Annotated in this window: 14 protein-coding genes; 10 read left to right on the top strand and 4 right to left on the bottom strand. The window is 74.0% G+C overall.

Going from position 1 to position 13,092, the window contains the following annotated elements; genetic code table 11:
- The first annotated feature begins 72 nt into the window (after window positions 1-72).
- Together ACRYM0_RS11935 and aroB are read left to right on the top strand one after the other, a co-directional pair.
- A complete protein-coding gene (locus ACRYM0_RS11935; RefSeq protein WP_432505315.1) occupies window positions 73-600 on the top strand; it encodes a shikimate kinase in 528 nt (175 codons plus the stop codon).
- The gene (gene aroB / locus ACRYM0_RS11930; RefSeq protein ID WP_432505313.1) at window positions 597-1,688 is read left to right on the top strand and encodes a 3-dehydroquinate synthase; all 1,092 of its coding nucleotides are present in this window, start codon (window positions 597-599) and stop codon (window positions 1,686-1,688) included. The genes ACRYM0_RS11935 and aroB overlap by 4 nt, the downstream gene beginning before the upstream one ends.
- Window positions 1,689-1,691: 3 nt before the next feature.
- Here aroB and ACRYM0_RS11925 read toward each other — a convergent pair whose 3' ends face one another.
- Window positions 1,692-2,285, bottom strand: coding sequence for a type IV pilin protein (locus ACRYM0_RS11925; RefSeq protein ID WP_432505311.1), 594 nt, complete (start codon window positions 2,283-2,285; stop codon window positions 1,692-1,694).
- 208 nt (window positions 2,286-2,493) lie between these two features.
- Here ACRYM0_RS11925 and efp point away from each other — a divergent pair, with 208 nt between their 5' ends.
- Window positions 2,494-3,054: an elongation factor P gene (efp, locus tag ACRYM0_RS11920; protein WP_432505309.1), complete on the top strand. Its 561-nt coding sequence runs from the start codon at window positions 2,494-2,496 to the stop codon at window positions 3,052-3,054.
- Window position 3,055: 1 nt separating this feature from the next.
- Window positions 3,056-3,466 carry a transcription antitermination factor NusB gene (nusB, locus tag ACRYM0_RS11915; RefSeq protein ID WP_432505307.1) on the top strand — a complete coding sequence of 137 codons (411 nt, stop codon included), beginning with the start codon at window positions 3,056-3,058 and terminating at the stop codon, window positions 3,464-3,466.
- A gap of 82 nt (window positions 3,467-3,548) precedes the next feature.
- On the opposite strand, the gene ACRYM0_RS11910 is transcribed toward nusB, so the two are convergent.
- From ACRYM0_RS11910 to bldD, 3 genes are all read right to left on the bottom strand, one after another.
- Window positions 3,549-3,842 (bottom strand): type II toxin-antitoxin system PemK/MazF family toxin, encoded by a 294-nt coding sequence (locus ACRYM0_RS11910; RefSeq protein ID WP_432505305.1) that lies wholly within the window; start codon window positions 3,840-3,842, stop codon window positions 3,549-3,551.
- A 10-nt stretch (window positions 3,843-3,852) separates the two neighbouring features.
- Entirely contained in the window at window positions 3,853-4,095 is a 243-nt protein-coding gene (locus ACRYM0_RS11905) for a hypothetical protein (protein ID WP_432505303.1), read from the bottom strand.
- 122 nt (window positions 4,096-4,217) lie between these two features.
- On the bottom strand, window positions 4,218-4,712 hold the full coding sequence (gene bldD, locus ACRYM0_RS11900) for a transcriptional regulator BldD (RefSeq protein WP_166609695.1): 495 nt from the start codon (window positions 4,710-4,712) through the stop codon (window positions 4,218-4,220).
- A gap of 254 nt (window positions 4,713-4,966) precedes the next feature.
- Between bldD and pyrR the strand changes: the two genes are divergently transcribed.
- From pyrR to carB, 6 genes are read left to right on the top strand one after another with little or no spacing between them, the layout of a single operon-like run.
- Entirely contained in the window at window positions 4,967-5,536 is a 570-nt protein-coding gene (gene pyrR, locus ACRYM0_RS11895) for a bifunctional pyr operon transcriptional regulator/uracil phosphoribosyltransferase PyrR (protein ID WP_432505302.1), read from the top strand.
- Window positions 5,536-6,528: an aspartate carbamoyltransferase catalytic subunit gene (locus ACRYM0_RS11890; RefSeq protein WP_432505352.1), complete on the top strand. Its 993-nt coding sequence runs from the start codon at window positions 5,536-5,538 to the stop codon at window positions 6,526-6,528. The genes pyrR and ACRYM0_RS11890 overlap by 1 nt, the downstream gene beginning before the upstream one ends.
- Window positions 6,525-7,841 carry a dihydroorotase gene (locus ACRYM0_RS11885; protein WP_432505301.1) on the top strand — a complete coding sequence of 439 codons (1,317 nt, stop codon included), beginning with the start codon at window positions 6,525-6,527 and terminating at the stop codon, window positions 7,839-7,841. The genes ACRYM0_RS11890 and ACRYM0_RS11885 overlap by 4 nt, the downstream gene beginning before the upstream one ends.
- On the top strand, window positions 7,838-8,356 hold the full coding sequence (locus ACRYM0_RS11880; RefSeq protein ID WP_432505299.1) for a PH-like domain-containing protein: 519 nt from the start codon (window positions 7,838-7,840) through the stop codon (window positions 8,354-8,356). Before ACRYM0_RS11885 ends, ACRYM0_RS11880 begins: the two co-directional genes overlap by 4 nt.
- The gene (gene carA / locus ACRYM0_RS11875) at window positions 8,353-9,582 is read left to right on the top strand and encodes a glutamine-hydrolyzing carbamoyl-phosphate synthase small subunit (protein ID WP_432505297.1); all 1,230 of its coding nucleotides are present in this window, start codon (window positions 8,353-8,355) and stop codon (window positions 9,580-9,582) included. The genes ACRYM0_RS11880 and carA overlap by 4 nt, the downstream gene beginning before the upstream one ends.
- Window positions 9,582-12,887, top strand: a complete 3,306-nt coding sequence (carB, locus tag ACRYM0_RS11870; RefSeq protein ID WP_432505295.1) for a carbamoyl-phosphate synthase large subunit — start codon at window positions 9,582-9,584, stop codon at window positions 12,885-12,887. The genes carA and carB overlap by 1 nt, the downstream gene beginning before the upstream one ends.
- The last annotated feature ends 205 nt before the right edge of the window (window positions 12,888-13,092 follow it).

Below are 13,092 nucleotides of genomic sequence, written 5' to 3'. Positions count from 1 at the left end.
GCGGGCCCTGCGCGCGTCCCGGGCAGCACCTATGATCGGCGCCCGCCCGTCCCCAGCAGCAGGAGCCCCACCGTGATCGTCCTCGTCGGCTTCATGGGCGCGGGCAAGACGACCGTGGGCCGCCTGCTCGCCGCCCGCCTGGCGCTGCCCTTCACCGACACCGACCACGTCGTGGAGCAGCGCGAGGGGCGCCCGATCCCGGCCACCTTCACCGCCCTGGGCGAGGAGGGCTTCCGCGACCTGGAGGAGCGGGCCGTCGCCGACGTCCTGGCCGGTCCCGAGGCGGTCGTCTCCCTCGGCGGCGGCGCCTGCGGGCGCGCGGCCACCCGTGAGCGGCTGCGCGCGCACACCGTCGTGCACCTGCGCGTCAGCCTGGAGCAGACCCGCGCGCGCACCGCCGGCGACACGAGCCGCCCGGTCCTGCAGCGTCCCGACCTGCCCGCCCTGCACGCCGCCCGTCAGCTGCTGTACGACGAGGTCGCTACCGTCGCGGTGCCGACGGACGGGCGGACGGCCGAGCAGGTCGCCCGCGACGTCCTGGCGCTGATCGAGCAGCACGCCGAGCAGCACCGCACCGCGCCAGACCCGGAGGACCGATGACCGAGCCCACCCAGCCGACCAGGATCACCGTCCCGGGCGACGCCCCCTACGACGTCCTGGTGGGCCGCGGCCTGCTGGGGGAGCTTCGCGGCCTGCTCGGCGAGAGGGTCGCCAAGGTCCTCGTCGTGCACCCGCGGGCGCTGCGCGCCACCGGCGAGGCGGTGCGCGACGACCTGACCGCCCAGGGCCTGGAGGCGGTCCTGGCGGAGGTGCCCGACGGCGAGGAGGCCAAGAACGCCCAGGTCGCGGCGTTCTGCTGGACGGTGCTGGGCCAGTCCGGCTTCACCCGCTCCGACGCCGTCGTCGGCGTCGGCGGGGGAGCGGTCACCGACCTGGCCGGGTTCGTGGCCGCGACCTGGCTGCGCGGGGTGCGGGTGGTGCACCTGCCCACGACGCTGCTGGCGATGGTGGACGCCGCCGTGGGCGGCAAGACGGGCATCAACACCGCCGAGGGCAAGAACCTCGTCGGCTCCTTCCACCCGCCGGCCGGGGTGCTGTGCGACCTGGACGCCCTGGACACGCTGCCGGCGCACGACCTGCGCGCCGGCATGGCAGAGGTCGTCAAGTGCGGCTTCATCGCCGACCCGCGCATCCTGGAGCTCGTCGAGGCCGACGTGGAGGCGGCCACCGACCCGCGCTCGCCGGTGCTGGCGGAGCTGGTCGAGCGCGCGATCCGGGTCAAGGCGCGCGTGGTCGGGCAGGACCTCAAGGAGTCCGACCTGCGGGAGGTCCTCAACTACGGGCACACCTTCGCCCACGCCGTGGAGCTCGTGGAGCGCTACGAGTGGCGCCACGGCGCAGCGGTCAGCGTGGGCCTGGTGTACGTCGCGGAGCTGGCCCGCATGGCCGGCCGGCTCTCCGACGCCGACGCCGAGCGGCACCGCACGGTGCTCAGCTCCCTGGGGCTGCCCGTCACCTACCGGGGGGACCGCTGGCCGCAGCTGCTGGAGGCCATGAAGCGCGACAAGAAGTCCCGCGGGGCGCTGCTGCGCTTCGTCGTCCTGGACGGCATCGGCCGGCCCTCCCGGCTGGAAGGGCCGGACCCGGCGATGCTGCAGGCCGCCTACGCGCAGATCAGCAGGGACTGACGCTCAAGCGCACGGGGTCGTCGACGGCACCGCCGACACCGAGGAGACGTACCACACGCTGCCGCGCCCTGCGGGGTCGCGCCCGCCCAGGCAGTACCCGCCGGCGTCGGCGAACAGCACCGCCACGTCGCTGACCGGCTCCACCACGCCCAGGGCGGCCGGGTCGGGCGCGTAGGTGCCGTGGGCGTTCCAGAACGCCTCCTGCGCCCCGGCCACCGCGCGCAGGTCCGCCTGCACCCGCTCGTCGGCGGCCTGGACTCGCCCGTTCAAGAAGACGGGGACCGCCACCGAGGCCACCACGCCCGCGGTGGACAGCCCTCCCAGGACGCAGCCGAGGCCGATGAGGACCTTGCCCCAGGTGGGCAGGGGGGTCCGGCCGGGCAGGGGGGCCGCAGGCGCCTGGGCGCCTGCGGTGCCGCGCGCCGCGGGAGCGCCGAACGGCGAAACGGGCGCGCCGAACGGCGACGCGGGCGCACCGGCGCCCGCCGGGCCGGGCACCGCGCCGCGCCGCGGCGTGGCGTAGAAGTCGGCGTCAGGGTCGAGGGAGCCGGGGCGGACGCTGAAGCGCGGGTCACCACCGGGGGAGGACGCGGTCACGAAGGGCTCCTTCGGCACCCCGGGCGCCCGCCTCCAGCCGGCTCACCCGCCCGGTCCGCACCCGTCCGTGCGAGGTGGGCGCCCGCGACGTGCGAGGGGGTGCGACCGGAGCGGGGAGCTCGCCCGCCTCGGTACGATGGCGTCACCACCCCCGCGCCCGGTCCCGGTCCGCGGGACGCGCGGACGACGAGACGGACTGAGAGACGACGTGGCATCGACGAACGACCTGAAGAACGGCACCGTGCTGAACCTCGACGGCAACCTCTGGTCGGTGGTCGAGTTCCAGCACGTCAAGCCCGGCAAGGGCGGCGCCTTCGTGCGGACGAAGCTGAAGAACGTCCTGTCCGGCAAGGTCGTCGACCGCACCTTCAACGCCGGTGCCAAGGTCGAGACCGCGACCGTGGACAAGCGGGACATGCAGTACCTGTACCGCGACGGCGAGGACTTCGTGTTCATGGACTCCTCGACGTACGACCAGATCAACGTCTCGGGCGCCACGGTGGGCGACGCGGCGAACTACATGCTGGAGAGCCAGGAGGTGATCGTCGCCACCCACGAGGGCACCCCGCTGTACGTCGAGCTGCCCACCTCCGTGGTGCTGGAGATCACCTACACCGAGCCCGGCCTGCAGGGCGACCGCTCCACCGGCGGCACCAAGCCCGCCACCGTGGAGACCGGCGCGGAGATCCAGGTGCCGCTGTTCCTGGAGCAGGGCACCAAGGTCAAGGTCGACACCCGCACCGGGGACTACCTCGGCCGCGTGAACTGACGTGGCGGCCCGCCGCAAGGCCCGCCGACGCGCCCTGGAGGTCCTCTTCGAGGCCGACCAGCGCCGCCTGGACCCGCTGGCCGTGCTCAAGGACAAGATCCTGCGGGCGGACCCGCCGGTGGGGGAGTACGCCGTCACGCTCGTCGAGGGCGTGGTCGCCGAGCTGACCCGCATCGACGAGGTGCTCTCCACCTACTCGATGGGCTGGACGGTCGACCGCATGCCCGCGGTGGACCGCGCCGTCCTGCGCATCGGGGTGTGGGAGGTCCTGCACGCCGACGACGTGCCCGACCACGTCGCCATCAGCGAGGCCGTGGAGATCAGCCAGGAGCTGTCCACCGACGAGTCGCCGAAGTTCGTCAACGGCCTCCTCGCGCGCATCGCGGAGCTGAAGGAGACCCTCACCGCCTGAGCGGTCCCGCCGCCGGCGCACCCTGACCGGGTGCGCCGGCGCGCTCCGCTGCCGCTCCGGACGCGCCGGAGCTCATGGCGCGTCAGAGGTCGAGGACCAGGCGCAGCCCTTCGTCGATCCGTCGCAGCTCGTCGGCGCTGACGCGGCCGACGAACTCGCCCAGTCGCTCGGGGTTGATCGGGCGGACGAACTCGCACAGCGCCCTCGTCTCGCGGCCCATCAGCTGCAGCGTGGGGCGGAACAGCTTCTCCTGAGGACCCTCGGACGTGGTCGTCGGAACCGCCAGCCACGTGCTGACGTAGAGGTCGTCGCTCTGGACGATCACCACGTACCGCCGTCCGCGCTGCTCGTGGCCTCGCGCGTCGGTGAGGTCCACGCGGTACACGTCACCACGCACTGAGGTCCCGCAGGTCCGCCTCGACCTCCTGCGCCAGGAGGCGCTCGGCGGGATCGGCCCGGAGCTCCGCCGCCTCGCGGGCTGCCCGTTCGCGCAGGAGCCGCCAGCGGTGCGCCTCCAGCGCCTCCCTGATGAGGGAGTCGAACGTGAGGTGCTCCCGCTCGGCGGTCTCCCGCAAGAGGTCTCTCGTCGCCTTCTGCACCCTGATGGTCGTGCTCGTCGCCTCTGCCACGAGCGGGGAGTCTACTTTTCGTCTACATGGATGTCGACCACGAGGCGCTCCTCCCCGCACGCACGACGGCCCGGCCACCCCTCGCGGGGTGACCGGGCCGTCGTGCGTGCGCAGGAGCCCGCTCAGCCGTGCTCGACGGCGCGGCGGGCGTCCGGGTTGAGCACCCCCCAGGCGATGAACTCGTCGCACAGGGTCGTGGCCGGCACGTCGTAGATGACGGCCAGGGTGCGCAGGTCGTCGGCGCGGATGCTCAGCACCCGGCCGTTGTAGTCGCCGCGCTGGGACTGGATGGTCTTCGCGTAGCGGTCGAGGGGCCCGGCCTTCTCGGCGGGCACCTCCTGGAGCCGCTCGAGGTCGAGCACGAGCCGCGCGGGCGGCTCGGTGCTGCCCTGCGGGGCGCCTTCGGGGAGGAGGGCCGAGACCGGGACCCCGTAGAAGTCCGCGAGCTCGGCGAGCCGCTGGACGGTCACCGCACGGTCGCCGCGCTCGTAGGAGCCGACGACCACGGCCTTCCACCGTCCCTCGGACTTCTCTTCGACGCCGTGCAGGGACAGCCCCTGTTGGGTACGGATCGCGCGGAGGCGCGATCCGAGTGCGCGGGAGTAGTCCGATGCCATACGAGAATGCTCACGGAGCGTGAACACCTTCGTCAAGCTGACCCACCGCGATCCGCCGCTCATCAGGGGATTTCCACCCTCTCGGCACCACCGCTGTTACTCCATGTGAGCGCTTGATCTCACAACGACAGTGCCGACGGCCCCGCGGGGACCCCGGTGCGCCCCCTGTAGGGTGGCGGGGACCGCGGCCCGCTGTGCGGGGCCGTGACAGACGTCCTTTAAGGATCCGTCCGGTGAGGCGGGGAAGGAGGTCGGTGGTGACTGCTGCCCGGCGCGTCCTGCTCGAAGGAGCGGACCTCCAGCGGGCGCTGACGCGCATCGCCCACGAACTGCTCGAGGCCAACAAGGGCCCCGACGACCTCGTCCTGCTGGGCATCCCCCGGCGCGGGGTCCCGCTGGCCCAGCGCCTGGCCGAGCGCATCGCCGAGGTCGAGGGCGCCCGCGTGCCCGTCGGCTCCCTGGACGTCACGATGTACCGCGACGACCTGCGCCGCCACCCCACCCGCGAGCTGCTGCCCACCGAACTGCCCGCCGGCGGCGTCGACGACCGCGTCGTCGTCCTCGTCGACGACGTCCTCTTCTCCGGGCGCACCATCCGCGCCGCCCTCGACGCCCTGTCCGACCTGGGTCGCCCCCGCGCCGTGCGCCTGGCCGTCCTGGTCGACCGCGGCCACCGCGAGCTGCCCATCCGCGCCGACCACGTCGGCAAGAACCTGCCCACCTCCTCCGCCGAGCGCGTCAGCGTCCTGCTCACCGAGACCGACGGCCGCGACGCCGTCGAGATCAGCGCCCCGGCCCCCTCGAGCGGGGAGGGCGCGCAGTGATCCCCCACCTGCTCTCCGCCGCGGACCTGGACCGCGACGGCGCCGTGCGCGTGCTCGACGTCGCCGAGCAGATGGCCGCCACCCAGCGCCGCGAGATCAAGAAGCTGCCCACGCTGCGCGGGCGCACCGTGGTCAACCTCTTCTTCGAGGACTCCACCCGCACCCGCACCTCCTTCGAGGCCGCCGCCAAGCGCCTGTCCGCGGACGTCATCAACTTCTCCGCCAAGGGCTCCAGCGTCTCCAAGGGCGAGTCCCTGAAGGACACCGCCCTGACGCTGGAGGCCATGGGCGCCGACGCCGTCGTGGTGCGCCACCCCGCCTCCGGCGCCCCGCACCGCCTGGCGCACGCCGGCTGGTCGCGCAGCGCCGTGGTCAACGCCGGCGACGGCACCCACGAGCACCCCACCCAGGCCCTGCTGGACGCCTACACCGTGCGCCGGCACCTGCGCCCCGGCCCCGGCGGGCACGGGGTGGGCGAGGACCTGCGCGGGGTGCGCGTGACGATCGTCGGCGACGTCCTGCACTCGCGGGTCGCCCGCTCCAACGTCCTGCTGCTGCACACCCTGGGCGCGCACGTCACGCTCGTGGCACCGCCCACCCTGCTGCCCGTCGGCGTGGACGCCTGGCCCTGCGAGGTCTCCCACCACCTCGACGACGCGCTGCGCACCGGCGCGCCGGACGCGGTGATGATGCTGCGCGTGCAGGCCGAGCGCATGACCACCACCGGCGGCGGCTTCTTCCCCTCCGCGCGCGAGTACAGCCGCCGCTACGGCCTGGACCGCCGCCGCGCGGCCCTGCTGCCCGAGCACGCCGTCGTCATGCACCCGGGGCCGATGAACCGCGGCCTGGAGATCTCCGCCGACGCCGCCGACAGCCCCCGCTCCACCATCGTGGAGCAGGTCGGCAACGGCGTCGCCGTCCGCATGGCCGTGCTCTACCTGCTGCTGGCCGGCGAGACGCCGGCCGGCCGGACCCCCGGAGGCGACTCGTGAGCACCACCCTGGTCACCGGCGCGCGCCCCCTCGGCGGCGAGCCCACCGACCTGCTGCTGCGCGACGGCACCATCGCCGAGGTCGGCACCGGCCTGACCGCCCCCGAGGGCGCCGACGTCGTCGACGCCACCGGCCTGATCGCCCTGCCCGGCCTGGTGGACCTGCACACCCACCTGCGCGAACCGGGCCGCGAGGACGCCGAGACCGTCGCCTCCGGCACCCGCGCAGCCGCCCGCGGCGGCTACACCGCCGTGTTCGCCATGGCCAACACCTTCCCCGTCGCCGACACCGCCGGCGTCGTGGAGCAGGTCCAGCGCCTGGGCGAGCAGGCCGGCTGGGCGCAGGTGCAGCCCGTGGGCGCCGTCACCACCGGCCTGGCCGGGCAGCAGCTCGCCGAGCTGGGCGCCATGGCCGACTCCGCCGCGGCCGTGCGCGTCTTCTCCGACGACGGGCACTGCGTCGCCGACGCCGTCCTGATGCGCCGCGCCCTGGAGTACGTGCGCGCCTTCGACGGGGTCATCGCCCAGCACGCCCAGGAACCGCGCCTGACCGAGGGCGCGCAGATGAACGAGGGCGTCGTCTCCTCCGTGCTGGGCCTGCGCGGCTGGCCCAGCGTCGCCGAGGAGGCGATCATCGCCCGCGACGTCCTGCTCGCCGACCACGTCGGTTCCCGCCTGCACGTGTGCCACCTGTCCACCGCCGGCTCCGTGGAGATCGTGCGCTGGGCCAAGGCGCGCGGCGTGCGGGTCACCGCCGAGGTCACCCCGCACCACCTGCTGCTCACCGACGAGCTGGTGCGCGGCTACGACCCCGTCTACAAGGTGAACCCGCCGCTGCGCACGCAGGCCGACGTGGAGGCCGTGCGCGAGGGCCTGGCCGACGGCACCATCGACGTCGTCGCCACCGACCACGCCCCCCACCCCGTGGAGGCCAAGGACTGCGAGTGGGCCGCCGCCGCCATGGGCATGACGGGCCTGGAGACCGCCCTGTCGGTCGTGCAGCACGCGATGGTCGACACCGGCCTGCTCACCTGGGCCGAGCTCGCCGACCGCACGGCGTTCGCCCCCGCCCGCATCGGCCACCTCACCGGGCAGGGCGAGCCGCTGGCCCCCGGCAGCGCCGCGAACCTCGTCCTGCTCGACCCCGCCGCCCGCTGGACGGTCGACCCCGCCGCGATGGCCACCGCCGGGCGCAACTCGCCCTTCCGGGGCCTGGAGCTGCCCGGCCGGGTGGTCGCGACGTTCCTGCGCGGGCGCCCCACCGTCCTGGACGGGCAGCTCGTCCCGCGCGACGCCGAGGAGGCGCGACCGTGAAGTTCATCGGGACCCTCGTCCTGATCGTGGCCCTGCTGCTGCTGTGGCGGATGATGTTCACCGGCTACCGCGGCCGGGCGCTGCGGCAGAAGAGCCTGCCGCGCCCGATCGGCTCCAAGGACTGGCAGGGTCTGCGCGACGCGATCGAGGGCGTCTACGTGTCCACCACCGACGCGGAGAACTCCCTGGACCGCATCGCCGCCCACGGCCTGGGCACCCGCAGCGCCGTCGCGCTCGGGTTCGTCGACGAGGGCGTGGGGTTCCTGCGCCAGGGCGCCCGCTCCTTCGTGGTGCCGGCGCGGGACATCGTCGGCGTCGGGCACGGGCCCGGCATGGTCGGCAAGTGGGTGGGCCGCGCCGACGGCCTGGTGGTGCTGCGCTGGCGGCTGGGCGACCGCGTGGTCGACACCGGCGTCAAGCCGCGCCACGCGGCCGAGGGGGCGAGGTTCGCCGAGCAGGTGGAGGACCTGGTGCGCAGGACGCGCCGGGAGACGAACGACGGAGGTGCGCAGTGAGCGAGGCGACCACGCAGGTGCGGGGCGGTCGGGTCCCGGCGGTCCTGGTGCTGGAGGACGGCCGCAGCTTCCGCGGCCAGGCGTACGGGCGCGTCGGCGAGACCGTGGGCGAGGCCGTGTTCTCCACCGGCATGACCGGGTACCAGGAGACCCTCACCGACCCCAGCTACCACCGCCAGGTCGTCGTCATGACGGCCCCGCACGTGGGCAACACCGGGTACAACGACGAGGACGAGGAGTCCGCGCGCATCTGGGTCGCCGGGTACGTCGTGCGCGACCCCGCCCGCGTGCCGTCGAACTGGCGCTCGCAGCGCACCCTGGACGCCGAGCTGGACGCGCAGGGCGTGGTGGGCATCAGCGGCGTGGACACCCGCGCCCTGACCCGGCACCTGCGCGAGCGCGGGGCCATGAAGGTCGGCGTCTTCTCCGGCGAGGCCGCCGAGCGCCCCGCCGCCGAGCTGCTGCAGGCCGTGCGCAGCGCCCCGGAGATGACCGGCACGGACCTCGCCTCGCTGGTCAGCACCCCCGAGCCGTACACGGTGCCCGCCGTCGGCGAGCGGCGCTTCACGGTCGCCGCGGTGGACCTGGGCATCAAGTCCATGACGCCGCAGCGCCTGGCCGAGCGCGGCGTGGAGGTCACCGTGCTGCCCTCCACCGCCTCGCTGGAGCAGGTGCTCACCTCCGGCCCGGACGGCACCGCCCCCGACGGGGTGTTCTTCTCCAACGGCCCCGGCGACCCCGCCGCCGCCACTCACGAGATCGAGGTCCTGCGCGGCGTCCTGGAGCGGCGCATCCCCTTCTTCGGGATCTGCTACGGCAACCAGCTCCTCGGCCGCGCCCTCGGCTACGGCACCTACAAGCTCAAGTACGGCCACCGCGGCATCAACCAGCCCGTCATGGACCTGGCCACCCGCAAGGTCGAGGTCACCGCCCACAACCACGGCTTCGCCGTCGACGGCACGGCCGGCGAGGTGCGCGAGACCCCGTACGGGCGCGCCGAGGTCAGCCACGTCGGCCTCAACGACGGCGTCGTGGAGGGGCTGCGCTGCCTGGACGCCCCGGCCTTCAGCGTGCAGTACCACCCCGAGGCGGCGGCCGGCCCGCACGACGCCTCCTACCTGTTCGACCGGTTCCTCGCCCTGATGCAGGGCACCCCCGCCGCGCAGCTCGTGGACGACACGGGCGTGGCGGACACCACCGAGAACACCACCGAGAAGGACGCCTGATGCCCCGCCGCACCGACATCTCCTCGGTCCTCGTCATCGGTTCCGGCCCGATCGTCATCGGCCAGGCCGCCGAGTTCGACTACTCCGGCACCCAGGCGTGCCGGGTGCTCAAGGCCGAGGGCCTGCGGGTGGTCCTGGTGAACTCCAACCCCGCGACGATCATGACGGACCCGGAGATGGCCGACGCCACCTACGTCGAGCCCATCACCCCCGCCGTCGTCGAGGCCATCATCGCCAAGGAGAAGCCCGACGCCCTGCTGGCGACCCTGGGCGGGCAGACCGCGCTGAACACCGCCATCGCGCTGTTCGAGTCCGGGGCGCTGGACAGGCACGGTGTCGAGCTCATCGGCGCCGACGTCGACGCCATCAAGCTCGGCGAGGACCGCCTGCTGTTCAAGGGCGTCGTGGAGCGCTGCGGCGCCGAGTCCGCCCGCAGCCACCTGTGCCACTCCATGGACGAGGTCCTCGCCGCCGCCGAGGACCTCGGCTACCCCGTCGTGGTGCGCCCCAGCTTCACCATGGGCGGCCTGGGTTCCGGCTTCGCCTACGACGAGGCCGACCTGCGCCGCATCGCCGGGCAGGGCCTGCACCACTCCCCGGTGACCGAGGTGCTCCTGGAGGAGTCGATCCTCGGCTGGAAGGAGTACGAGCTGGAGCTCATGCGCGACCGCGCCGACAACGTCGTGGTCGTCTGCTCCATCGAGAACTTCGACCCCATGGGCGTGCACACCGGCGACTCCATCACCGTCGCCCCGGCCATGACGCTGACCGACCGCGAGTACCAGCGCATGCGCGACATCGGCATCGCCGTCATCCGCGAGGTCGGCGTGGACACCGGCGGCTGCAACATCCAGTTCGCCGTCAACCCCGCCGACGGCCGCATCATCGTCATCGAGATGAACCCGCGCGTGTCGCGCTCGTCCGCCCTGGCGTCCAAGGCGACCGGGTTCCCCATCGCCAAGATCGCCGCCAGGCTGGCCGTCGGGTACACCCTCGACGAGATCCCCAACGACATCACCGAGTCCACCCCGGCCAGCTTCGAGCCGACCCTGGACTACGTCGTGGTCAAGGTGCCGCGGTTCGCGTTCGAGAAGTTCCCCGCGGCCGACCCGACGCTGACGACCACCATGAAGAGCGTCGGCGAGGCCATGGCCCTGGGCCGCAACTTCACCGAGGCGCTGCAGAAGGCCCTGCGCAGCACCGAGAAGCGCGGAGCCGCCTTCAGCTGGGCCGGTGACCCGGGCGACCTGCGCGAGCTGCTGCAGCGGGTGCGCCAGCCCACCGACGAGCGCATCGGCCTGGTCATGCGGGCCATCCGCGCCGGCGCCACCCCCGCGGAGCTGTTCGAGGCCACCAGGATCGACCCGTGGTTCCTGGACCAGCTGTTCCTGCTCGACGAGATCGCCGTGGAGGTCCGCGAGGCCGACGAGCTGACCGCCGAGCTGCTGCGGCACGCCAAGCGGCACGGGTTCTCCGACGCCCAGATCGGCGAGCTGCGCCACATGGACGAGGCCGTCGTGCGCGGCGTGCGGCACGCGCTGGGCGTGCGCCCCGTCTACAAGACCGTCGACACCTGCGCCGCGGAGTTCGCCGCCACCACGCCGTACCACTACTCCAGCTACGACGAGGAGGACGAGACCCGCCCCCGCGAGAAGCCGGCGATCGTCATCCTCGGCTCCGGCCCGAACCGCATCGGTCAGGGCGTGGAGTTCGACTACTCCTGCGTGCACGCCAGCTTCGCGCTGCGCGACGCCGGGTTCGAGACCGTCATGGTCAACTGCAACCCCGAGACGGTCTCCACCGACTACGACACCTCCGACCGGCTGTACTTCGAACCGCTGACCCTGGAGGACGTGCTGGAGGTCGTGCACGCCGAGACGCGCTGCGGCCCCGTCGCCGGCGTCATCGTGCAGCTCGGCGGGCAGACCCCGCTGGGCCTGGCGGCGAAGCTGGAGGAGGCCGGCGTCCCGATCATCGGCACCTCCCCGGCCGCCATCGACCTCGCCGAGGAGCGCGGCGCGTTCGGGCGGGTGCTGGAGCAGGCGGGCCTGCTGGCGCCCAAGCACGGCACCGCGTCCTCGTTCGCCCGGGCCAAGGAGATCGCCGCCGGCATCGGCTACCCGGTGCTGGTGCGCCCCAGCTACGTCCTCGGCGGGCGCGGCATGCAGATCGTCTACGACGAGGCGTCGCTGGAGGAGTACATGGCCACCGCGACCGAGGTCTCGCCCGAGCGGCCCGTGCTCGTGGACCGCTTCCTCGACGACGCCGTCGAGATCGACGTCGACGCCCTCTTCGACGGCGAGGAGATGTACCTCGGCGGGATCATGGAGCACATCGAGGAGGCCGGCATCCACTCCGGCGACTCCGCGTGCGTCATCCCGCCGCCCACCCTGGGCGGCGCCGAGCTGGAGCGGGTGCGCCGCGCCACCGAGGCCATCGCGCGCGGCGTGGGCGTGCGGGGACTGCTCAACGTCCAGTTCGCCCTGGCCGCCGGGGTGCTGTACGTGCTCGAGGCCAACCCGAGGGCCTCGCGGACCGTGCCGTTCGTCTCCAAGGCCACCGGTGTGCCGCTGGCCAAGGCCGCCGCCCGCCTGATGGCCGGCACCCCGATCCGCGAGCTGCGCGCCGAGGGCCTGCTGCCCGCCCGCGGCGACGGCGGCGTGCTGCCGCCCGAGTCGCCGGTCTCCGTGAAGGAGGCCGTGCTGCCCTTCGCGCGGTTCCGCACCGCCGACGGGCAGGTCGTGGACACCCTGCTGGGCCCGGAGATGCGTTCCACCGGCGAGGTCATGGGGATCGACGCGGACTTCCCGACCGCGTTCGGCAAGGCCCAGACGGCCGCCTACGGCGGGCTGCCCACCACCGGCACGGTGTTCATCTCCGTCGCCGACCGCGACAAGCGGGCCATGATCTTCCCCGTCAAGCGCCTGGCCGACCTCGGTTTCGACCTGCTGGCCACCGAGGGCACCGCCGCGGTGCTGCGCCGCAACGGCATCGCCTCCACCGTCGTGCGCAAGCGCTCGGAGGGCACCGGGGAGCACGGCGAGCTGACGATCGTCGGGCAGATCGCCGCCGGGCAGGTCGCGATGGTCGTCAACACCCCGTCGGGGAACCAGGCCCGCGCCGACGGGTACGAGATCCGCGCGGCCTCCACGGCGGTCGGCGCCCCGATCATCACCACCGTGCAGGAGCTGTCCGCGGCGGTGCAGGCCATCGAGGCGCTGCGGGCCGGGCACGGAACCTCCGTCGCATCGCTGCAGGAGCACACGGCGGCCCTGGCCGCCGCCTGGGACGGGTTCCGCGCGTGAGGGGGGCGGGGGAGCGGTTCGGGGCACGCCTGGCCGCCGCCGTCGCCGAGCACGGTCCGCTGTGCGTCGGCGTCGACCCCCACGCCCCGCTGCTGTCGGCGTGGGGGGGGGGGGCCCCCCCCCCCCCCGGGGCCCGCGGCCGCGCCCCCCCCCCCCACCCACCCCCCCCCCCCCCCCCCCCCCCCCCCCCCCCCGCCCCCGCCAT

The organism is Kineococcus arenarius subsp. arenarius, assembly GCF_050871845.1.
Taxonomy (GTDB): domain Bacteria; phylum Actinomycetota; class Actinomycetes; order Actinomycetales; family Kineococcaceae; genus Kineococcus.
Note: the sequence above shows the minus strand (reverse complement) of the source record. Positions and strands in the feature narration are given on the sequence as shown.